Below are 21,930 nucleotides of genomic sequence, written 5' to 3'. Positions count from 1 at the left end.
AATTACTAGGCTGTATGCTATAATTATCTCATGAAAATCTTATTATTAATCCTTATCGCCTACTTGCTAGGTTCCATTCAGACTGGTCTCTGGATTGGAAAAGTTTTCTTTCACACTAATCTTCGAGAGCATGGATCTGGAAATACTGGAACAACCAATACCTTCCGTGTTCTTGGTAAGACTGCTGGCACAATCACTTTCTTAGTGGACATGCTTAAAGGAACTTTGGCAGTGCTCTTACCTATTTGGCTGGGTATCACGGAAGTGTCACCCCTAATCATTGGTTTCTTTGCAATTATCGGGCATATTTTTCCATTCTTTACGGGATTTAAGGGTGGAAAAGCCGTTGCGACAAGTGCTGGGGTGCTTCTTGGTTTTGTTCCCCTCTACTTTGTCTTCCTACTCCTGGTCTTTGCTTTAACGCTCTATTTAACCAGCATGATTTCATTTTCAAGTATCACTGCTGCAGTTGTTGGACTGATCACCTTGGCTACTTTTCCAGCCATCCACTTCTTGCTAGATGGCTATGACCCAATCTTTAGTGCTGTTCTTATCATCATAGTTTTAGTGATTATTTTCCGTCACACTGAAAATATAGCTCGTATCCGTAACCATCGAGAAAACCTGGTCCCCTTTGGACTTAATTTAACTAAACAAAATCCAAAGAAATAAATAATTTATTACTATTGACCACTAGCCAAGCTAGTGGTTTTCTTGTTCTGCTAACCAACTGACGGCCTCAAAACAAATAATAAAGATCCAAAGTCTCTACCTCGGATCTTTTTAGGCTTAAGCTTTAAAGCTGACACCATTTTCTTTTAATTTTTTAACTGTCGCAGGTCCTACCCCCTTGAGCGCTAGGACTTCTTCTTCAGTCACAGTAGCAAAAGCCGCTACTGACGTCAAACCTTCATTGTAGAGGGTCTCTACAAGGTTCGAACGAAGACCGTCAACTTCTGGAACTTCTGCAAAGGATTCAAGACTAAGATCTGTAGTTACCACTTCTTCCTTAGCAACTGTCTTAGATTCAGCAAGAGGTTGTGGTGCTACTGGTGGCACCGGTGGAACAGGGGCTTTAAGATTATTGAAAAGTCCTTGTTTTTTCAAACGGTGTTTAAAAGCTTTCTTTTTATTTTTTACTTTAGCCATGTCTAGTTTTCTCCTATTTTGACAAACGACTTTTTCTTATAAAGCACGGTTGTCATTTTTTTCATTCTCTATTAATAGTGACGTTCTCCGAACAGGCCATCTGGCATATCATGGAAACCTTTACCCGCACGATAATTGGTAAACTTACCAATTAGGAAATTGTAGGCATCTAATTTAGCCTCATAACGGAAACTTGCATCACGTGCACGCTCATCGCCATCTTCTTCCCAGATTTTCTTGCTAGCAGCCAAAGCCGTTTCGTTTACTTTAACTTGGGTAACAACCCATTCCTCAAAGTCTTTTAGAAATTCTTGTTCGTAGGTCATGTTTTCCTCTTCATTTTAAAAACCAGCTTAATGCTGGCTTCATTTTCTACTAATAGTGTGTAGAGCTAATAGCCTTACAATTTCTTATTATAACAAATAATTAGAAATTTGACTAGGTTCTAAATTCTTGATATAAGGCTTTAATGTCATTTGGACGTGTTCGACAGCAACCACCCAAAATTTTCACGCCAAAATGAGCATGCCAATACTTGCTATGTTCAACTAGGGTTAAAGCGTCTTTATCTTTGGGTTTCCAAGTCTGACTGTCGCCATCATAAACTTCACCTGAATTGGGATAAGTAATGAGCGCCTTGCCAGCATTCTTAAGAAAAGCTAGAGCCTGGTTATACAGAAGAGGTGAACTACAGTTGATGCCTACAGCCAAGATTTGATTTGACTGAGAAACAAGCTTGGCCATTTCAGCTAGAGAAGTCCCATCACTGATAGCATCTGGAATCTGGACTGTAAAACTCATATAAGCTTCTGCTTCTGGAAACTCTTCAGCTAGAAGTTCAATCAAGGCTTGTGTTTCCAAACGATTTGGAATGGTTTCCAAAGCCAACAAATCCACACCTTGATCTAGGAGAATTTGAATCCTAGGGCGATGAAAATCCTTAAGCTCCTTGATAGTAATTTGACCATAATCACCACTATACTCAGAACCATTAGCCAAATAAGCCGCGTACGGACCAACATCTCCAGAAATCAAAGGATATGGTCGTTTTGCTTTCTCAGTCTCATCTAATGCTCCCCATACCTTATCACGTGCAGCCTTTGCTAACCGGACCGTCAGGGCAATAATCTGCTCCGCTGCTTTCTCGGTAAGTCCTGCCTCTACCAATCCAGGTAAGGTCGCCTGATAAGATGACGTGGTAATCAAGTCAGCCCCAGCAGCCACATAAGTTTCGTGAAGTTCTTGAATAACTTCTGACTTCTCAAGAAGGTACTTAGCTGACCAGAGCTTACCTGAAATATCATACCTCAGGGCTTCCATCTCTGTTCCTAGAGCCCCATGAAGAATGAGGGGAGAATTATTTTCCAAATAATCTTTAAATGTTGCCATAAAACTCCTCCTTACCATTTGTTAAAGCAAAGGTAGTGATAAAGGTAACAGAAAATCATGAAAGGAATACCGAAATAGAGTCCCGCACGTTGTGAACTATCCCAAGCAATCCCAAGCACAGAAATAGCCAACAGAACAATTGTGATATAAGGGAGGATTGGATTAAACGGTGTCTTATAGTCCAGTTCGTCTTCGGAATGTTCTAGCTTCCACTGTTTTCGGAAATTAATCTGTGCCATAGGAATAGAAAGCCAAACAACAACAACTGCAAAACCAGCAATTGATACTAGAGCTAGATAAACCGTATCCGCTGCATAGATACTTGAGAAGAGCGATAAAACTGCCCCAGCCATGGAAATCAAAAGGGCTGTCATTGGAACGCCATGCTTATTGATTGTCACTAGTTTTTTATTGAGCATTCCCTCATTGGCCAAAGACCAAAGCATACGGCTTGAAGCATAGAGCCCCGAATTCCCAGCCGAAAGAATAGCTGTCAGGATAACAAAATTCATAATGTCTGCCGCAACTGGAATCCCCATCTTGTCAAAGACATCAACGAAAGGGGCTGAGGATACCCCTGCTTCTTTCATTGGAAGAAGCGAAGCCAATACCACAATAGTCAAGACGAAGAAGATAACCAAACGTCCAATGGTTGTTTTAATAGCACGTGGAACAGCCTCTTTGGGATTATCTGTTTCACCAGCTGCAATACCGATTAATTCTGTTCCCGAAAAGGCATAATTAACCGCCAACATAACTGACACAATGGCAAGACCTCCATTGGGAAAGAGACCATTGGCCGTCAAATGCTTAAACATAATAGCTTCATGGTGACCTTCAAAACGCACCAAACCAAACATAGCTCCTAGACCTAGTATGATGAAAACCAAGATGGCGATGACTTTGATTGACGAGAAGACGGATTCTGCTTCCGCAAAAGATCTCACACTCAAAGCATTAATCCCCAAAATTACTAAGGCAAAGAAGGTTGCAAAAATCCAAGCCGGAACTGACGGAAACCAGCGTTGCATCAGCATGGCCGCACCTAGGAATTCTGTCCCCAAGGCAACCGTCCAACAAATCCAATAAAGCCAGGCTACAGTAAAACCTGTTCCAGGACTGATAAACTTAGTGGCATAGGTGTGAAAGGATCCCGTTACTGGCATAGCTACTGCTAACTCCCCCAACGAAAGCATAACCAAGTAAACGACAACAGCTCCCACAAGATAAGAGAGGATAGCACCAAGGGGACCTGCTTGTGCAATCGTATAGCCCGAGCTCAAGAAAAGACCAGTGCCGATAACACCACCCAGCGAGAGCATAAAGAGGTGGCGTGAGGTCATCTTCCGTTGAAACTGACCCTCATTTTCATAATTATGTTTTTCCATAGATTCCTCCAATAGATGTAATAAAACAAGCTTATCACAATAAAAGATCTTTGGATAATAGGTTGAAACTATCAAAGAGATAGAGAAAAACTATCACAAGAAAAAAACTCGGATTTCACCGAGCTTTTCTTACAATTCTGCCAAAATAGTATCCCATGCCTCGTCATAGCCATCACGTGTGACAGATGAAAAAACGATGAAATGGTCATTTTTGTCGAAATTGAGTTTTTTCTTAATGATCGATTCGTGCTTGTTCCATTTTCCACGAGGAATCTTATCAGCCTTAGTCGCTACAACAATAACTGGAATTTCATAATACTTTAGAAATTCATACATTTGAATATCGTCCTGAGTTGGCTCATGTCGGAGGTCAACCAAGCTAACAACGACACGAAGATTATCTCGAGTCACAAGGTACTCCTCAATCATTTTCCCCCATTTAGCACGTTCTTTTTTGGAAACACGGGCATAACCATAACCTGGAACATCCACAAAGCGTAACTTGTCGTCAATATTATAGAAATTGAGCAATTGTGTTTTTCCTGGTTTACCAGAAGTACGTGCTAGATTTTTACGACCAAGAAGTGTATTGATAAAGCTTGACTTACCAACATTCGATCGTCCTGCTAGGGCAACTTCAGGTAGGTCATCTTGTGGGTAGTGACTCTTATTTGCCGCACTGAGTAAAATCTCAGCATTGTGCGTATTTAGGACTTGTTCTTCAGTCATAGGTCCTCCTTATGCTGTTTCCAATACTGGAGCAGCTTTCCCATCAACAGCTTCTTTGGTGATACGAACCTTAGTGACATCTTCCTGACTAGGGATTTCAAACATAACATCCATCATGACTTCTTCAATGATAGAGCGAAGCCCACGCGCACCAGTCTTACGTTCAATTGCCTTACTTGCAATAGCCTCAAGGGCATCCTGGTCAAACTCAAGTTCAACCCCATCATAAGACAAGAGGGTTTGATACTGCTTCACCAAGGCATTCCTAGGCTCTGTCAAAATACGCACCAAGTCGTCAACCGTTAACTGTTCAAGGGCCGCAAGAACTGGCAAACGTCCGATAAATTCAGGGATAAGTCCAAATTTTTGGATATCTTCAGCCACAATTTCTTTCATGTATGATGATTCGTCATCAATTGCTTTATTATTTTGACCAAACCCAATGATTTTCTCACCAAGACGTTGCTTAACGATATCTTCGATACCATCAAAAGCACCACCCACGATAAAGAGAATATTCTTAGTATCAATTTGAATCATCTCTTGATTAGGGTGTTTACGACCACCTTGAGGTGGAACGCTAGCCACTGTTCCCTCAATAATCTTCAAGAGAGCTTGTTGAACCCCTTCACCTGAAACATCACGAGTGATTGAAACATTCTCACCTTTTTTGGCAATCTTATCAATCTCGTCCACGTAGATAATCCCACGTTCCGCACGTTCAATATTAAAGTCTGCCGCTTGGATTAGTTTGAGGAGGATATTTTCCACATCCTCACCCACATAACCTGCCTCTGTCAATGATGTCGCATCCGCAATCGCGAAAGGAACATTCAAACTACGAGCCAAAGTCTGAGCTAAGTAAGTTTTCCCTGACCCTGTTGGTCCAATCATGAGGATATTTGATTTTTGCAAGTCCACATCATGATCTTCACGACTTTCTGTGAAGTTGATACGTTTATAGTGGTTGTAAACAGCTACTGCCAAGGCACGTTTGACACGATCTTGCCCCACGACATAGTTGTTCAAAATATCTAAAAGTTCTTTTGGCTTTGGCGTTTCAGCCAAGTCAGCTAAAACTTCTTCAGCCGTTTCCTCACGAATAATTTCTTGTGACAAGGCCACACATTCGTTACAGATAAAGACGCCATTACCGGCGATAATTTTCTTCACTTCTTCTTGGTTTTTGCCACAAAATGAACAATAAACCATCTCTTCATTACGATTTCCAGCCATTTATTCCTCACTCTTTTCTAAAATAGGGTGCCATAGAAGGCATGAATAGTATTGACAAGGTTAGTAAAAGCATTTAAAAAGAGAAAAACTGCTAACCCATAACGTTTCTTACGAAAGGCAGGAATTGCGGAAAGCACACAAAGCACTCCCAATAATGCAGTAAATAATCCAAAAACACTACGTTGCATGAACCTAGTCCCCTTCTTTTTCATAGCGACTTATACTAAAGTCATAGGCATTTTTTTCATTCTTGGGCACGCGGTCACGCGATACCTCTTTAAATGCCGTCGTATCTAGTTGTGGAAAATATGTGTCTCCCTCTAAATCAGCCTCAATAGTTGTTTTGATGAGCATATCATAATGTCCATCAAAAGCCTTGTAGACACTAGCACCACCAGCAATATAGAGATCCTTATCTTGCTGTTCAAACCAAGCTAGAGCTTCCTCAACACTCGTAACGGTCGTTACTTCCTCACAGTCGAAGTCCTTGTCTCGTGTTAGAATTAAGGTTTCACGTCCTGGGAGGCAACGACGGTTCATGCCATCAAAGGTCACACGTCCCATAAGAATTGCTGAACCCATGGTCGTTTTCTTGAAATGTGCCAGTTCAGCAGGCAAGTGCCACGGCATGGTGTGATTCTTCCCAATAACATGGTTACGAGCTTCCGCCCAAATAGCAATGATTTGTTTAGACACGGTATTTCCTTTTCTTTATAAGTTTACAATCCATTCTAACAAAAAAAGACAAAAAGAGCTTGGAAAAACTTTGCCAGCTCTTTATGGGCTTAAATCATAAGCATTTATTAAATTGCTAAGTCAAATTTGAGTTGAGGTTTAACAGGATAATAGTCCACCAATTCAAAATCTTCTGGTTTGATATCAAAGAAATTAGTTTCATCAGGAACATTGAGGACCAAGCGTGGTTGACAATCAGACGGCTGACGCTTGAGGAGTTCCTCAGCTTGTTCAAATTGATTGTCATAGATATGGAGGTTGTTGATGAAATAAAAGAATTTACCAACTTTCCAACCAAAATGCTTGGCAATCATCATCTGAAGTGCCACATACTGCATAGCATTAATGTGATGGGCCACCAACATATCGTTTGAGCGCTGCGTCAAAGTGGCATCCAAATAAACGTCCTCACCCACACGACGAACATCAAACATGGTCTGGAAGGCGCAAGGCTGAAGTCCAGCTGTCTCCTCGAAGGCCTCGTAATCCCAAAGGGAAATGACATTACGGCGATTCCAAGGATTGGCTTCTAACTGTGCTAACAAACGATTAATAATATCGTGCTTCTTAACGACTGCCCCATAACGCTGACCGATTGAACGCTTGTCCCCATTATTAGCAGGGACGCCTTCAACTTCCCAGTCATTCCAATAATGAACATTATACTTATCTTCAAGCACATCTAGGCTATTTGTCTGGTCTTGATAGATCCAGAACACTTCTTTGATGGCAGATTTGATAGCAATGGGACGCAGAGTCGTAATTGGAAACTCTCCCTTGCTCAAATCATATTCTGCAAAAGACCCTGTGATGTATTTGGAATTGGCTGTTGTGCCATCCTTGTATTTAGGACGTGCTTGCTCTGACCAAACTCCCTCTTCCATGATTTTAGTGATATTTTCTTTAAAAATAGTGTCTGCTTTCGTCATGATTTTCCTCTTTATTCCATTGAAAACAAAGTCTCACTTAATACTCGTAACATATAGATGGAAATAACTTTGCTTATCTAATTATAGCTGTAAATAATGTTGCTTTTCATTTTTATTTTACCTTATTCTGGTGCAAATGAGAACTAAAAGCTATGGGATTACCAAAACTACATCTTTTGAAATCCTCTAGTTCATATCAAAAAATAAAGTGTTACTAACTATCAGAGTTTTTTTCAAGGCGAAAGCTCTTTTTTATGGTAAAATCACTATATATTAGTATCCTCTGGATACTTTACAATGAAGAATAAAAGGAAACATCATATGTCTATTGGAATTGACAAGATTGGGTTTGCGACCAGTCAATATGTTCTAAACATGGCGGATCTTGCTCTTGCTCGAGGGGTGGATCCTGAAAAATTCAGCAAGGGGCTGATGCTTGATGCAACCAGCATTACACCAATTACAGAAGATATCGTGACACTTGCATCTGACGCAGCCGCTGACATTTTAACTGACGACGACAAGAAGGCCATTGATATGGTCATTGTAGCTACTGAGTCTTCCATTGACCAATCAAAGGCTGCTGCAGTTTATGTCCATAGTCTTCTCAACATTCAACCATTTGCCCGTTCTTTTGAAATGAAGGAAGCTTGCTATGCAGCAACTGCTGGTCTTAACTACGCTAAATTGCACGTAGCAGCTCACCCGAATAGCAAGGTTCTGGTTATCGCTAGTGATATCGCCCGCTATGGTGTAGGATCCTCAGGTGAATCTACTCAGGGAGCTGGTGCCGTAGCCATGCTAGTCAGTCAGAATCCACGTATTTTAGAGCTTGCGGATGACAATGTGGCACAAACCCGTGATGTCATGGACTTCTGGCGTCCAAACTATAGTTCAACGCCATTTGTTCAAGGCATCTATTCAAACAAGCAGTACCTTGATAGTTTGAAGACAACTTGGGTAGCTTATCAAGAACGTCATCAAGTCGATTTTGCTGATTTTGCAGCTTTTTGCCTTCACCTTCCTTATCCTAAATTGGCTCTTAAGGGACTTAATAAGATTATTCCCAAAGATTTGAATCCAGAGAATAAAGAGCGTCTCACAAGTAACTTCGAAGCTTCTATTACCTATAGTCGACAAATCGGAAATATCTATACAGGATCACTTTATCTTGGACTTCTTTCTTTGCTTGAACAGTCACAAAATCTTAAAACAGGAGATAAGATAGGCTTCTTTTCTTATGGTTCTGGAGCCGTCTCTGAAATTTTCTCCGGTCGTTTAGTGGAAGGCTACAAAGACATGCTTCGTTCTGATCGTCTAGATATCTTTGCCCAACGCCATAACTTGAGCGTTGCTGACTATGAGCAACTTTTCTATGAAGAGGTTCAATTGGATGACACTGGCTCAACCCAATTCAATACTTATCAAACTGGACCTTTCCGTTTGACTGAAATCTCTGAACATCAACGTATCTATAAAGGAAATCAAAATGACTAAACTCTCTTGGACTGGTTTTTCCAAGAAGACATTGCAAGAACGCAAAGAGCATTTGAAAAATAATGCTCTTTTGTCTCAGGAAAATCAAGACCTTCTGGATAATGACCAACAGCTTACTCTTGAAACAGCTAATCAAATGGCTGAAAATGTCATTGGTCGCTTTACACTTCCCTTCGCCATTTGCCCAGATGTATTGGTAGATGGCGTTACCTATCAGGTTCCCATGGTTACCGAGGAACCTTCAGTTGTGGCTGCTGCTTCCTATGCTAGCAAGCTCATCAAGCGTTCTGGTGGCTTTACAACCAAGATTCATGACCGGCAGATGATTGGGCAAGTAGCCCTCTTTGATGTCCCTGATAAAGCCACTGCGGCAAGTAAGATTCAAGCAGCTAGTCAGAAACTTATAGATATCGCCAAAGAAGCTTACCCTTCTATTGTTAAGCGTGGGGGTGGTCCTCGCAAGCTCTGGACTGAAACCAAGGGAGATTTCCTCATTGTCTACTTGGCAGTTGATACTCAAGAAGCCATGGGTGCCAATATGGTCAACACCATGATGGAAGCCCTGGTACCAGAATTAGAAAATCTCTCGGAAGGTCAAAGCCTCATGGCCATTCTCTCAAACCTAGCTACCGAAAGTCTTGTCACAGCTACCTGTCGTCTTAACACACGCTTTCTCAGTCGTAACAAGGCAGAGGCCCATAATTTTGCTAAAAAAATGGAACTGGCTAGCCAATTGGCCCAGGTCGACCCTTACCGAGCAGCTACCCATAATAAGGGAATTTTCAATGGTATCGACGCCCTAGTTATCGCGACTGGCAATGATTGGCGAGCAGTTGAGGCTGGGTGCCACGCCTATGCTAGCAAAGACGGAAGCTATCGTGGCCTATCGACATGGACCTATAATCAAGAAACTAAGGAACTGGTGGGAGAATTAACCCTACCAATGCCAATCGCGACCCGAGGTGGTTCTATTGGACTTAATCCGAGTGTATCAATCGCCCACGACTTGCTCAACCATCCAGATGCTAGAACCCTAGCAGGTATCATCGTCTCTCTTGGTTTGGTACAAAATCTTGCTGCTCTTAAAGCGCTTACCTCAACAGGTATCCAAGCAGGACATATGAAACTTCAGGCTAAATCTCTAGCTCTACTAGCTGGTGCTAATCCAGAAGAGATGCCTCACGTTTTGTCTGAGCTTCTCAAGGCCAAACATATGAATCAGGAAACTGCCCAAGCGATTTTGGAAAAACTCAGAAATCCTTAAAAAGAATACCGTAGCAGTTTAAAATATTACTTACCTTTTTAAGACTAAAAAAAAAAGATGTTGGAACCTCTTATTCCGTCATCTTTTTTCTTGTCTTTTAAGTTCTGACTTTACTTGAATTTCTATAATGTTATAATCTAGTTATGAAAACTAGATAAAGAGGTTTTTGTAATTTGACAACACAACAATACCCTCTCTGGGAAGAATTACCAGAGATTGAACTCTATTTGGATCAGGTTTTGCTCTATGTCAATCAGGTCACCCAAAGCACTCTGGGACCAAACGAAAAGGGGCTAACTGCCTCTATGGTCAATAATTATGTCAAACATGGCCATATCGCAAAATCTATCAAGAAAAATATAATGCTGCTCAGGTAGCCAGACTCATTGTCATTACTAGTCTGAAGACCGTCTTTGAGATTTCAGAGATTGCCAAAACCTTAGAAATCCTACGACCAGATGCCGAAAGTCAAAAGAGCTACTACAATGACTTTATAGCCTGTATGAATGGTCAGTTTCCCCAAGAAGTTCCGCAAGTCATACTCTCATTCTGTCAGACGCTTCAATGCTACCGAGCTACCCATCAACTTTTAAACGACCTTGAAGGAGGAAACAATGTCTAATACTGCTACTTTTAACACTTCTCAAAACCTCAAACTCAGTAAAAAACTTAGCTTTGGTGAGGAAGTGGCAAACAGCGTGACACACGCTGTCGGCGCCATTGCCATGCTGGTCTTATTGCCAATTACTGCCGTTCATGCTAACAACGGCTACGGCATGACTGCTGCTGTCGGTATGTCCGTTTTTGTCATCAGCCTCTTCCTCATGTTCTTGAGCTCAGCTATCTATCATGCTATGGATTACAACTCACCTCACAAGATGGTTTTGAGAATTATTGATCACAGTATGATTTATATCGCCATTGCTGGAAGCTACACCCCTGTTGCACTCTCACTGGTTGGCGGATGGCTAGGCTATAGCATCATCATCCTCCAATGGGGAACAACGATTTTTGGGATTCTCTATAAAATCTTTGCTAAAAAAATCAATGAAAAATTCTCCCTCTTCCTCTATCTGATGATGGGATGGTTGGTTATCTTCATTATTCCAGCTATCGTCACTAAGACAGGGCCTGCCTTTTGGGGACTCATGCTTGCTGGAGGATTGTCATACACGGTTGGGGCAGCTTTTTATGCTAAGAAAAAAACATACTTCCACATGATTTGGCACCTCTTCATCATGCTGGCTTCAACTCTCCAATATATGGGGATTGTCTACTTCATGCTTCCTTAAAGCCCATACTAGACTTCAAGGTGTTATGGTATAATAAGGAAATACGGAGGTAAATCATATAAAAAAGAACTCAGACGAGATTCAAACAACAAAATCATCGCCGGTGTTTGTTCTGGTATCGCCAATTATCTTGACATTGACCCTGTCATTATTCGCCTTATCTGGGCTGTAGCGATTTTCTTATTGGGAATAGGTTTTCCATTCTACATCATTTGTTAGATTGTTATCCCAGAAGAAAGCGAGTGGTAAGTTATAATTGAATATAAAAAAATAAGCCAGACCTGAATTTCTTACAGATCTGGCTCTTTCTTTATTTTTTCAAACGGAAAATCAAATATCTGACATTAACAAGTAGTAAAACACTCCAAAGAATGAGGAAAGGGATATTTCCTCGGACAGCATTGTGCCAAATACCTAGGGCATATAAGGCCATAAAGACTAGCGATCCTAGAACCGCTGTTCCTTCTTTGTTGTTTTGTGGTTGATTAGACATATAAACCTCTTTTATTGCTTTGTATAAAACGGCTTGACACCATAAACCATGGCGAGAAAAGCTATGGCTTGGCGTTTGACATCATTAGCCAAAGATCTATGGGACTGGGCATAGATACCATTTGGATTGTAAAAAGACTTGTCAAAATGCTCAGGCTCTTTTTGGCCCCACTTCCTCCTCAATTTGTTGGGTGATCGAAACCCCTTAGTCATCCGATTACGAAAGGCCGGATCGTTTAGTTGGACTGGCTCCACATCCAGTTGCCAATGGCGCTTGAAATTACCATAGTTGAAACTAGCACCATTTATCACACCACTCTCAGTTACCTTCTCCGCATCGACCTCATTGAGAAAATTTCCCTGACTATCCAAAATAAACTCTATACGATTATAAAGGAGAATCTTAAGATTAACACTGGGAGTTCCATCTGGATAAATCACCTTGCCATCACGGATAGCAATCTTTTGGTGCAGACGTCCCTGATCAAACATGGAGAAAGGTTTCCATCTGAGATAGACAGCTAAAGCTTCCTTGTCTGTCATCCCTGTTCTTTTATAATGTGTCCTCACATACTGGGCCTGTTGACTCGAAATCAGGTAACGTAGCTGATGGATTTGTCGCTCTACAAGGCCTTCCTGAGACAAGCTATCACCAGGAAAAGCTAAATCTACCAAGCTGACAATATCCTTCCAGAAGACATCATGAGGCGCCAAATCAAGGTCAAAATAGGATAATAACCGCTGAGTTTGCTCAAGCTCCCCAGATAGATCCTCTGGCATCTCTATATAAGCAAGCAATAACTTCAGTACCTGCAATGGCTGGTATTCCTTTTGCCATTCCTTCCATAAGCTAGAAAAGGCTTTTGATCCTATGAGCATCTCATCTCTCCTCAATCATTTAATCAGTTGTCTCTTGTATGAATTCCTCTATGCTTCTAATCACCTCTTTGGTCTGATAGTGATAGAAATAATGAGGAGAATCATAATAAGTGACTTCCATATTTTTCTGACCCTTCGCAAAACTAGTCGCATAATGTCGCCACTGCTCCTGACCGAAACCTGTCCCTTTTCCATTAGACACCATGAGTAGCACGGGCATTTGAGATTTAATACTAGTAGAGTTCACCTTTTTATCATTCTCTTTCGCACATAGGCTCTCATTTAACATAGCTTGCGACAAGAGTTGTCTGTAAGCTATTTCTTGATAAAGACGGCGGTCACTATCGCTTAGGTTCTCATTGGGCATATATAATTGTCTCGGCAGTAATCTTAACAGACCTAATTGACTTTCCCAACGATCTAGACGTAACATCTGAGGTGCCTCTTCAACTGGAAATAACTTTCTGGAAATGCCCAATCAAGACAAACCACAGCTTTCACTTCACTTGGGTAGTTTTCTTGCCAAAGAAGCGTCTCTAAGGAGACCATCGAATGAGAAAGAATAATATATGTACCTGATACTTGTGACTTGGCTAGGGATTGACGTATCTCTGAAAGGATCACAGATACATCTCTTGACTTAGACGTGTCTTCACACTGTAACCATAGTCAGCTCTTTCAACAACAACTATTTTGTACTCCTTTGAGAACCCATCATACACATCTTTAAAATCTAGGATTGGTGAAGCCGTTCCAGCACCAGAGAGAAAAACTAGGGTTTGTGACCCCTGACCCTTTACAAAGACGCTAATTTTGTATCCATTGACATCTACCATTTGCCCTACAGGGTTAAGAGAAGCATTTTCTCTTTGCAAGGCTAACCTATGATAAGTAAAGCTAGCCAGTAACAAGACTAGAACTATTCCCAGCAGAAATAAAAGTCTCTTTATAAAAACATGCATGGTTTATCCTACTAAAAAGTCAGCTAGCTTAGCTAACCGACTTTCTGATTTATTCGGCATCTGGGCGTGATTTGCGAGCGATATCAGCAAGGATATTTTCTACAAATTCTGACACAGTCTCAGTGTGTGTTTGTTTTTGACCATAACGACGAACGTTAACAGTTCCGTCTTTCATTTCCTTGTCACCAACAATCAATTGGTAAGGAATTTTTTGCGTTTGAGAAGCACGAATCTTAAACTGCATTTTTTCATTACGTTCATCAACTTCGGCACGAACACCACGATCACGAAGTTTCTTAGCCACTTCCCATGCGTAGTCCACGTGTTTTTCGTTAGATACTGGGATAAGGGTTACTTGGTGAGGGGCAAGCCATGTTGGGAAGGCCCCCTTGTAGTTCTCAATCAAGATCGCAGTAAAGCGTTCCATAGTTGAGATAACCCCACGGTGAATCATCACTGGACGGTGTTCTTCACCGTCAGCTCCGATGTAGTGAAGGTCAAAACGTTCTGGAAGCAAGAAGTCCAACTGGATGGTAGAAAGAGTTTCTTCCTTACCAAGAGCAGTCTTAACTTGGATATCCAATTTTGGTCCATAAAAGGCTGCTTCACCTTCAGCTTCGTAGTATTCAACACCCATGTCATCAACAGCTGCTTTCAACATGCGTTGAGCATTTTCCCACATTTCATCATTGTCAAAGTACTTGTGCTTATCTGCAGGGTCACGATAAGACAAACGGAAACGGTAATCAGTCAAGTTGAAATCTTCATAAACATCAATGATCAATTGAAGAATTTTCTTGAATTCTTCTTCGATTTGTTCTGGAGCAACGAAAGTATGTCCATCGTTCAGTGACATTTCACGTACACGTTGAAGACCTGTAAGGGCACCTGATTTTTCGTAACGGTGCATCATACCGATCTCAGCGATACGTATTGGCAATTCACGATAAGAGTGAACATGGTGTTTGTAGACTTCGATATGGTGTGGACAGTTCATTGGACGAAGGACAAATTCTTCCCCATCTCCCATATCCATTGGAGGGAACATGTCTTCACGGTAGTGATCCCAGTGACCTGAAGTTTTATAAAGTTCAACTGACGCAATTGGTGGAGTGTAAACGTGCTGGTAGCCCGCAGCGACTTCCTTGTCTACAATGTAGCGTTCCAACTCACGACGGATTGTGGCACCATTTGGCAACCAGAAGGGAAGCCCTTGACCGACTTCTTGAGAAATCATGAACAAATCAAGTTCTTTACCAAGTTTACGGTGGTCACGTTCTTTAGCTTCTTCAAGGCGTTTAAGGTAAGCCTTGAGATCTTTTTTATCGAACCAGGCTGTACCATAGATACGTTGCATCATCGCATTATCACTATTTCCACGCCAGTAAGCACCAGCAACATTCAAAAGATGGAAGATTTGGATACGACCAGTTGATGGCACGTGCGGACCACGACAAAGGTCAACGTATTCGCCTTGACGATAAATAGTCAAACCACCATCATCTTCTGAGTGTTCTTCAATCAATTCCAATTTATATGGATCGTTCTTGAAGATTTCACGTGCCTCGTCTTTAGTCACTTCTTCACGGATTGATGGGAAGTTTTCTTTAACGATTTTCTTCATTTCTTCTTCGATACGAGGAAGGTCTTCGTTAGAGATTTGGCCAGCTTGATTGTCTGTATCGTAGTAGAATCCATCTTCGATAGCTGGACCTACACCCAAATGAATATCTGGGAAGAGACGGCGAGCTGCTTGAGCAAACAAGTGTGCCGCTGAGTGACGCAAGATTGGAAGGGCATCTTCGTGATCTGGTGTCACGATTTCGATGCTTCCATCTTCAGTGATTACACGAGTTGTGTCAATCAATTTACCGTTAAATTTACCAGCAAGAGCTTTTTTCGCCAAAGAATTACTGATAGATTGTGCAATTTCAAAGGTTGTCACGCCAGATTCGAATTCACGAACAGCGCCATCTGGGAAAGTAATGTTAATCATAATTTTCTCCTTTTATTATTTCATAGTTTCTAAGCATTGACTTTTGACTATCAGACTACCTCCTAGTCTTAATGTTCAACTGCTTTTCTTTATCAGAGAGGAAGTTTTCCATTTCCGTCAGAATATCTACATCCAAACGTTGAGAAAGTTCTATTAGCCACCAGATATTTTCTGAAAGTTTTTGTTCCAGTGTGTGGGGTATTTCATCATAGTAGCGTCCTTGCTTTCTCATCACTAGTCGTAGGAAATTTCCAATATCATTAGATAAAGCCAAGAGGTCCTCTTCTACCGTCCACTTGGAATCATGATACTTAACTTCCAAATTGTGATAAGCTTGTCGGATTGCCCAACTACGGTCCACTAATTCTTGCAAGTCCATAGTTAGTCTCCTCACAAAAAAATTGCAACATCCAAAAAGGACGTCGCAACGTGGTTCCACCTTAGTTCGTGTACGACAAAAAATAAGTCTGTCTTACACCTCTGATTGGCTCTAACGTGGCCACCGTTTTATGTTTGCATAAAAAGTTAATCGAGTAGTCCCAACCATGTCCTCTGCGTGATTTCCAGCACCGCACGCTCTCTGAAAGATTTCCCATGACTGATATGTCTCTATGCGTTATTATAGCATGAAACAGTAATTTTTCAAGCTAATTTTCTCTTTTATTAATCAATCTAAGATTTTATCTGACTAGGAAAATGTGATAGCTTTCCTAATCCAAAAATTTTTTGATATTTCTGATTTTCTTGACCTGTTTGGCAGATCCTTTGATAATCCGAACAGAGCCATTGACAGGCAAGGTAATAGCCTTAGTTGGCAAATGAGTCACCATACGGGTCAATCGTTTCATAGTGCTATCTTCACCATTAAGATCATTATGGAAATCCTTAGAAATCGTAAGGTCCAAGTAATACTCATAGACACGTTTTCCAAAGTTTTCCGCAGAAATTTCATAGAGCTTCTCAGCCCACTTAGTTTCATCTTTTTCTGGCGTTACTATAGCCGCTTCCAAAATTGCCCCTGCTAAATCATTATCATGATAATACAGTATTCCAAACATCTTGTCAGTGATGACATTGTCCAAATAAGTATTTCCATGAGCAATGATAGGTGTACCGCTTGCCAAGGCCTCCAAATAAGTCAACCCTTGAGTCTCACTGGTTGATGCCGAGATAAAGAAATCAGCAGCCTTATAGTAAAGAGCTGTTTCGCCAGGTGCAATCATACCAGTGAAAACCACCTTATCCTCAATACCAAGTTTCTTAGCTTGGGACTTCAAGTGTGGTAGATAAGGTCCATCGCCAGCAACAACTAACCGAACTTTGTCCTCTTCCTCTAAAACCGAAGGTAGAGCCGCCATAACTGCTTGGATATTTTTCTCATAAGAGACACGAGACAAGCTCAACAACATGGTTTCATCTGAGGAAATACCAAGCTTGGCTCTCAAGTCCGACACATCTTCCTCAGTAATCTCTGGACGCTGGAATTTCTCAAGTTCAATACCTGTTGGAATGACCCTTTTCTCAGCAGCAACCTTATACTTGAGCAAAAGGTCATAAACAATCTCACTCGGGCAGATAACCCCATCCAAGTCACTCATAAAACCACGAACAATGTACTTAACCATACTCGGTCGAATAACCATACCTTTGGCAATATAGCGGACATAGTCTTCATACTGGGTGTGATAGGTGTGTACAACAGGTATCTTAAGTTCACGCGCAATGGCAATCCCTAGAAGCCCCAAGGAGAACTCTGTCTGCGTATGAATAATATCTAGCTTGTACTGTTTTGCAATCTCTAAAGCCTTAGAAAAGCCACGATAAGCCACTCGACGATCCTTAAAAGCAAAGAAGGGCATACTAGGAATACGAATAATCTGCCAGTCTTCATAGCGATCAACATCTCTATCAGTCGTAGTAAAAATAAAGACATTATGCCCCATTTTTTCCAACTGCGTCTTCAGTGTGCGAATACTAGTCGCAACACCAGATACCTGTGGAAAATAGGTATCCGTAAACAATCCGATACGCATTTAAATCTCCAATACTTCTTTGTAGGCTTTAGCAAGTTTTTGGGCGACATCATCAATCGAGCGACTTTCCGCAACCTTGTATCCTGCTTCACGCTTGTCCACTTTACCATCGATAATATCTTGTAAGGCCACTACAAATTCATCCACATTGTGACCAAATGAAGCAGATTTCTCATCAATCCAACCCTCATAAACAGGGATATCACGTAAGACTACATGTTGGTGACTAGCAAGGGCTTCAAGTACTACAATTCCTTCTGTCTCTTCATAAGATGGGAAAAAGAAGGCGTTGGCACCACTCATAGCTCCCTGGAAGACATCTCCCGTGAAATAACCTGGGAAGCTGACATTATCAGGATGCTTACCATTGACAATGTCTCGAATCTTTTTAGGAATTAGCCATTTACTAATACTGCCTAGCCAAATGAAACGAACATGTGGCATCTTCTCAGCAACCTTGACAAAATCTTCAATTCCCTTACGTTGGAAGTAAAGACCCGCACAAATAACCACTGGTTGTTCTTCCTCGATACCAAAGTAATCTCGGAAAACTTCTTCCTTGCGTGGGTCCTTGCCGTATTTTTTCAGATCAATCCCATTTGAAACAGCAATGATTGGTGTGGTCACCCCATAAGATTGAATCAATTTTTTAGAATACTCAGATGGCGTAATCACGTAATCAGCCTTTTGATACATATGGGTCAAATATTTCCCAAAAAGTGACGCCATGAAGTTAGAACCAATGAATGAATTTTCAAAGTCTTCACGTGTCGAATGACCATGCATGATGACCTTCTTACCACGACGTTTTGCTGCATGCAACAACATCAAACTGTGTGGTCCATAAGTATTGATATGAACAACATCATAATCACCCAAGATGTCTGTTGTATAGGGAATCCCCGCCAAGTCCAAGGCACGCATCTGATGGTGAAGAGCCCGTCCGATTCCTGATTTTTCAAGAATCGATTTTCCTTCAAGATAAAGTAGAACTTTCATACTCATAATTATATCTTAATTTGCACCAAATTTCATCTTGCAGTTAACTTTATCTTGATTTCTCATTTAATGAGATAGGGTAGAAAAGCACAAAAAAGATCGAGTACTCTCGATATTTTAGGTCATCGTCTTAAACGTTTTTACGGCGACGATGGCTATATGCTACACCCATGACTGCTACCACTCCTAGTGAGAGCCAAGCAGTATCATTAGTTTGATTAGTCTCTGGAAGTTGAGGACCTGATTTCTCAGAGGATACAACTGGCTTAGCTGATTTTGGTGTCACCGGTGGAGTAGGCGGAGTTGGTGTTGTTCGAGGTTTTAGTAGAATGAAACTATTGTTGAATTTCATATTCAAAGGAAGGAGAACCGCTGCTACAAGCAGATTATCCTTTTCACCCACAGTCTTAGTAACAGTCACTTGGACTTTTCTAAAACGGTCTTTAGGGACAAATTGGAATTGATCTGCTTTTAGATCTTGCATAACACCTGTCTTAGTCAATTCCTTGCTGAACTGAATAGTAGCTTTAGCTGGAGTCGCAAACTTATTGTTAAAGATACCTACCGTCTTCTGGGTAGGAAACCTTGGCAACCAATTTAACTTGGTTATCGACAGTTTCACGAACAAGCTGAATAGTGATATCGGCTTCTAGCTTATCATATACCACATCTTCATCATTTCCTGGAACTTCAGTCACGCAATAATGATAGATGCTTGGCTTGCTAAGTGAGAAATCTGAAACGACAATTTTACTCTTGGCATCATTAGTGGTTTCCCCTAACTCAACAGGATTGGCACCATCAGTAACATCAAGGAGTTTGAATGTAAACTCTCTATCTTTGAGGTCTCTACCTGTTAATTCCTTTTCAAGTTCAAAATTGAAATGAGTAAGGTTATCCCCGATGGCATCTCCACGACCTCCATCCAAGTGAATGGTTGACTTATAAGAATTAGAAATAACATCAGCATGAAGCTTAATACGGTTAACAGGGTTGTGTGATTCTTCAACAGGTTGTGTCAAACGGGTTTGATATCAAACATAGACCATGCGGTCTAACTGATTAAGTTTAAGATCAAAATGGGAGTCGTCATAAGAGAAACTCTTAATCAGGTCTATAGCAGATCCCTTGTCAATTCAAGGATCTGCTAAATCAATGTAGCGAAGCTGTAGAGAACCGTCCAAAAACCGTTGATTGTCAGACCAAGTGTCAATCAATCTCAAGTTGTTATGGACAAGACGTGAGTCGTTAAGACACATTTGCCAATTTAGTAGAGTTAGACTCTGCTTGTCTTGGCTTCCCCATTTAGAGATGACCTCTTCCCATGGAGGAGGTGACTGCACTTTACCCACTGTAACTTGAATGATACGTCCCACAAAATCAAGAGTAATATGCTCCCTTTCTTCTACTTCATCAGAATATAAGGTATCCAACTCCCAAATCATAAGCTTATTGTTTAAATGGATCTTGAAATAATTATTAAAAGTCGTTGTGATACGATTCTTTTCAGGATTTATCTATTCAAGACCCACAATTTCATTTTTAGGATTATAGACATTGATATCGTAGCTAGTAGGGAAACGCAGCCTTAAATCACAGAATAGATTATTCATAATTCTATCTTCCTATTTTTGTAATCCTTTTCAACAAGAGTTACACGCTATTTTCAGAACTTTGCAAGTAAATAGATAGTGCAATCTAAAAAAACTTATATTATAGACTTTATGGTCAGACCCCTCTTTTAACATTGTTTCACTTCCTCATTTTTTGCCATAATTTTAATTGTGATTCTATTTTAAAAATGCCGAAATTCAAGTTATTGCTTTCAAAGATTGGAAGATTATATGAATGTATAGTAGAAAAAAACTGCCATCCTCTTAAGAATGACAGTAGCTTTTAACCTTATTAAGAAGGTGGACCTTAACACTCATTTATACTACTTAAGCAAGTTCTTTGAGAAACTCCACTAGGATCGCAGCTGATTGTTTACCCGCCTGAATAATAAATTCGTCAAAGGTAATATTAGCGTCATGAGCTGCTGTATCACTCATAGCACGGACAACGATGAAAGGCTTCTTCACACTTTGTGCAGCTTGAGCAATGGCTGCTCCTTCCATTTCCACGGCTAAGACTTCTGGAAAGTGCCCTTTAATAGCATCAATCTTATCCTGACCTGCAATAAAACTATCACCAGTCGCAATAAGACCAATTTTAGAGTCGATAGAGGCTTGAGCCAAAACCTTTTCAAAAGTCTCTACAAAGCTAGGGTCACTTTCAAAGTAAAGCGGCTGCATAGACATTTGACCATAATCATAGCCAAAAGCTGTCAAATCAACATCGTGGTAGACTAATCTTGATGCCACAACCACGTCCCCAATCTTAAGTTCAGGCGCTACGGCTCCTGCAGAGCCAGTGTTAATTAGGGCATCAACCTCAAAGTGGTCTGCCAGAACAGCCACAGACATGGCTGACATAACCTTCCCTACACCTGATTGCACCAAAACAACATCATGTTTACCCAATCGTCCTGTATAGTAGATATTGCCTAAAACAATTTCTTCAACCTTATTTTCCAATTGCTCCACTAGAAGCACTAATTCCTGCTCCATGGCAGCGATAATTCCGATTTTCATATAGTTCCTTTTTTACTTGTAATCTTAACAGAGATCAGCAAATACATCCATCCAACTCCAGACTTTTTAGAAATAAAAGACAGCAACAATGAGAATAATTAAGAGGACGACAATCCAAAAGAGAATGCGATTAAGCTTGTGCTGAAATTGATTACGTTTAGCATTCTCAATCCGGCGGCTCTTGTATGCAGAGGGCTGATAATTAGCCTCATAGTCCTCATCATAGAACTCTTCCTCGTAATCCTGATAATAAGGATGATCCTCTAAGTCAATTTCCCCACGCTTGGCTTGCTCAATGACATCGTCAGTCAAAAGTGGCTTACTCATA

Annotated in this window: 25 protein-coding genes and 2 pseudogenes; 6 read left to right on the top strand and 21 right to left on the bottom strand. The window is 40.9% G+C overall.

The genetic code is table 11. The features are described 5' to 3' along the window. The first annotated feature begins 30 nt into the window (after positions 1 to 30). Positions 31 to 672 carry a glycerol-3-phosphate 1-O-acyltransferase PlsY gene (gene plsY / locus E3C75_RS05505; RefSeq protein ID WP_084828588.1) on the top strand — a complete coding sequence of 214 codons (642 nt, stop codon included), beginning with the start codon at positions 31 to 33 and terminating at the stop codon, positions 670 to 672. A 117-nt stretch (positions 673 to 789) separates the two neighbouring features. On the opposite strand, the gene E3C75_RS05500 is transcribed toward plsY, so the two are convergent. The 9 genes from E3C75_RS05500 to E3C75_RS05465 all read right to left on the bottom strand — a co-directional run bounded on the left by E3C75_RS05500 (position 790) and on the right by E3C75_RS05465 (position 7,555). Continuing rightward, positions 790 to 1,149 (bottom strand): helix-hairpin-helix domain-containing protein, encoded by a 360-nt coding sequence (locus E3C75_RS05500; protein WP_084828587.1) that lies wholly within the window; start codon positions 1,147 to 1,149, stop codon positions 790 to 792. Positions 1,150 to 1,220: 71 nt separating this feature from the next. Further along, on the bottom strand, positions 1,221 to 1,475 hold the full coding sequence (locus E3C75_RS05495) for a DUF1912 family protein (RefSeq protein WP_002950164.1): 255 nt from the start codon (positions 1,473 to 1,475) through the stop codon (positions 1,221 to 1,223). Positions 1,476 to 1,587: 112 nt separating this feature from the next. Beyond that, on the bottom strand, positions 1,588 to 2,538 hold the full coding sequence (gene mmuM, locus E3C75_RS05490) for a homocysteine S-methyltransferase (protein ID WP_100273104.1): 951 nt from the start codon (positions 2,536 to 2,538) through the stop codon (positions 1,588 to 1,590). 11 nt (positions 2,539 to 2,549) lie between these two features. Then, positions 2,550 to 3,926: an amino acid permease gene (locus E3C75_RS05485; protein WP_100273543.1), complete on the bottom strand. Its 1,377-nt coding sequence runs from the start codon at positions 3,924 to 3,926 to the stop codon at positions 2,550 to 2,552. A 129-nt stretch (positions 3,927 to 4,055) separates the two neighbouring features. Then, complete coding sequence (gene yihA / locus E3C75_RS05480) at positions 4,056 to 4,655, bottom strand: ribosome biogenesis GTP-binding protein YihA/YsxC (protein WP_002950154.1); 600 nt, start codon at positions 4,653 to 4,655, stop codon at positions 4,056 to 4,058. A gap of 9 nt (positions 4,656 to 4,664) precedes the next feature. Continuing rightward, on the bottom strand, positions 4,665 to 5,891 hold the full coding sequence (gene clpX, locus E3C75_RS05475) for an ATP-dependent Clp protease ATP-binding subunit ClpX (protein ID WP_084828584.1): 1,227 nt from the start codon (positions 5,889 to 5,891) through the stop codon (positions 4,665 to 4,667). A 17-nt stretch (positions 5,892 to 5,908) separates the two neighbouring features. Further along, the gene (locus tag E3C75_RS11120) at positions 5,909 to 6,079 is read right to left on the bottom strand and encodes a hypothetical protein (RefSeq protein ID WP_002886174.1); all 171 of its coding nucleotides are present in this window, start codon (positions 6,077 to 6,079) and stop codon (positions 5,909 to 5,911) included. A gap of 4 nt (positions 6,080 to 6,083) precedes the next feature. Further along, a complete protein-coding gene (locus E3C75_RS05470) occupies positions 6,084 to 6,587 on the bottom strand; it encodes a dihydrofolate reductase (RefSeq protein ID WP_011680903.1) in 504 nt (167 codons plus the stop codon). A 107-nt stretch (positions 6,588 to 6,694) separates the two neighbouring features. Beyond that, entirely contained in the window at positions 6,695 to 7,555 is an 861-nt protein-coding gene (locus E3C75_RS05465) for a thymidylate synthase (protein WP_084828582.1), read from the bottom strand. A gap of 321 nt (positions 7,556 to 7,876) precedes the next feature. Here E3C75_RS05465 and E3C75_RS05460 point away from each other — a divergent pair, with 321 nt between their 5' ends. The 5 genes and pseudogenes from E3C75_RS05460 to E3C75_RS12125 all read left to right on the top strand — a co-directional run bounded on the left by E3C75_RS05460 (position 7,877) and on the right by E3C75_RS12125 (position 11,827). Further along, positions 7,877 to 9,052, top strand: coding sequence for a hydroxymethylglutaryl-CoA synthase (locus E3C75_RS05460; protein ID WP_111679414.1), 1,176 nt, complete (start codon positions 7,877 to 7,879; stop codon positions 9,050 to 9,052). Further along, positions 9,045 to 10,316 (top strand): hydroxymethylglutaryl-CoA reductase, degradative, encoded by a 1,272-nt coding sequence (locus tag E3C75_RS05455; RefSeq protein ID WP_011680901.1) that lies wholly within the window; start codon positions 9,045 to 9,047, stop codon positions 10,314 to 10,316. The genes E3C75_RS05460 and E3C75_RS05455 overlap by 8 nt, the downstream gene beginning before the upstream one ends. Positions 10,317 to 10,489: 173 nt before the next feature. Next, positions 10,490 to 10,938: pseudogene (locus tag E3C75_RS05450) on the top strand (DUF1836 domain-containing protein). Beyond that, positions 10,931 to 11,608, top strand: coding sequence for a PAQR family membrane homeostasis protein TrhA (trhA, locus tag E3C75_RS05445; RefSeq protein WP_011680900.1), 678 nt, complete (start codon positions 10,931 to 10,933; stop codon positions 11,606 to 11,608). Before E3C75_RS05450 ends, trhA begins: the two are co-directional and overlap by 8 nt. A 30-nt stretch (positions 11,609 to 11,638) precedes the next feature. Beyond that, complete coding sequence (locus tag E3C75_RS12125; RefSeq protein ID WP_370869445.1) at positions 11,639 to 11,827, top strand: PspC domain-containing protein; 189 nt, start codon at positions 11,639 to 11,641, stop codon at positions 11,825 to 11,827. A 91-nt stretch (positions 11,828 to 11,918) separates the two neighbouring features. On the opposite strand, the gene E3C75_RS05435 is transcribed toward E3C75_RS12125, so the two are convergent. From E3C75_RS05435 to macP, 12 genes and pseudogenes are all read right to left on the bottom strand, one after another. Continuing rightward, a complete protein-coding gene (locus E3C75_RS05435) occupies positions 11,919 to 12,101 on the bottom strand; it encodes a hypothetical protein (RefSeq protein ID WP_111679412.1) in 183 nt (60 codons plus the stop codon). 11 nt (positions 12,102 to 12,112) lie between these two features. After that, positions 12,113 to 12,979, bottom strand: coding sequence for a DUF3114 domain-containing protein (locus E3C75_RS05430; protein WP_111679410.1), 867 nt, complete (start codon positions 12,977 to 12,979; stop codon positions 12,113 to 12,115). A 19-nt stretch (positions 12,980 to 12,998) separates the two neighbouring features. Next, positions 12,999 to 13,941: pseudogene (locus E3C75_RS05425) on the bottom strand (alpha/beta fold hydrolase). Between the two features lie 49 nt (positions 13,942 to 13,990). Beyond that, the gene (gene thrS / locus E3C75_RS05420; protein ID WP_002950123.1) at positions 13,991 to 15,937 is read right to left on the bottom strand and encodes a threonine--tRNA ligase; all 1,947 of its coding nucleotides are present in this window, start codon (positions 15,935 to 15,937) and stop codon (positions 13,991 to 13,993) included. A 55-nt stretch (positions 15,938 to 15,992) separates the two neighbouring features. Beyond that, on the bottom strand, positions 15,993 to 16,316 hold the full coding sequence (locus tag E3C75_RS05415) for a MazG-like protein (RefSeq protein WP_014608106.1): 324 nt from the start codon (positions 16,314 to 16,316) through the stop codon (positions 15,993 to 15,995). A 331-nt stretch (positions 16,317 to 16,647) separates the two neighbouring features. Next, a complete protein-coding gene (locus E3C75_RS05410) occupies positions 16,648 to 17,970 on the bottom strand; it encodes a glycosyltransferase family 4 protein (protein WP_100262194.1) in 1,323 nt (440 codons plus the stop codon). Next, positions 17,971 to 18,969, bottom strand: coding sequence for an LTA glycolipid anchor biosynthesis glycosyltransferase, IagA/BgsA family (locus E3C75_RS05405; RefSeq protein ID WP_198506948.1), 999 nt, complete (start codon positions 18,967 to 18,969; stop codon positions 17,971 to 17,973). Between the two features lie 130 nt (positions 18,970 to 19,099). After that, positions 19,100 to 19,561: an LPXTG cell wall anchor domain-containing protein gene (locus tag E3C75_RS11590; protein WP_232693708.1), complete on the bottom strand. Its 462-nt coding sequence runs from the start codon at positions 19,559 to 19,561 to the stop codon at positions 19,100 to 19,102. Next, a complete protein-coding gene (locus tag E3C75_RS05395; protein ID WP_100262195.1) occupies positions 19,521 to 19,991 on the bottom strand; it encodes a Spy0128 family protein in 471 nt (156 codons plus the stop codon). The genes E3C75_RS11590 and E3C75_RS05395 overlap by 41 nt, the downstream gene beginning before the upstream one ends. A gap of 114 nt (positions 19,992 to 20,105) precedes the next feature. Further along, positions 20,106 to 20,414, bottom strand: a complete 309-nt coding sequence (locus tag E3C75_RS05390) for a hypothetical protein (RefSeq protein ID WP_100262196.1) — start codon at positions 20,412 to 20,414, stop codon at positions 20,106 to 20,108. A 495-nt stretch (positions 20,415 to 20,909) separates the two neighbouring features. Beyond that, on the bottom strand, positions 20,910 to 21,602 hold the full coding sequence (locus tag E3C75_RS05385) for a 5'-methylthioadenosine/adenosylhomocysteine nucleosidase (protein ID WP_002947976.1): 693 nt from the start codon (positions 21,600 to 21,602) through the stop codon (positions 20,910 to 20,912). A gap of 66 nt (positions 21,603 to 21,668) precedes the next feature. After that, entirely contained in the window at positions 21,669 to 21,929 is a 261-nt protein-coding gene (gene macP, locus E3C75_RS05380; RefSeq protein WP_011226984.1) for a cell wall synthase accessory phosphoprotein MacP, read from the bottom strand. Position 21,930: the final 1 nt, after the last annotated feature.

Origin of the sequence: Streptococcus thermophilus (assembly GCF_010120595.1) — a bacterium.
GTDB lineage: Bacteria > Bacillota > Bacilli > Lactobacillales > Streptococcaceae > Streptococcus > Streptococcus thermophilus.
Note: the sequence above shows the minus strand (reverse complement) of the source record. Positions and strands in the feature narration are given on the sequence as shown.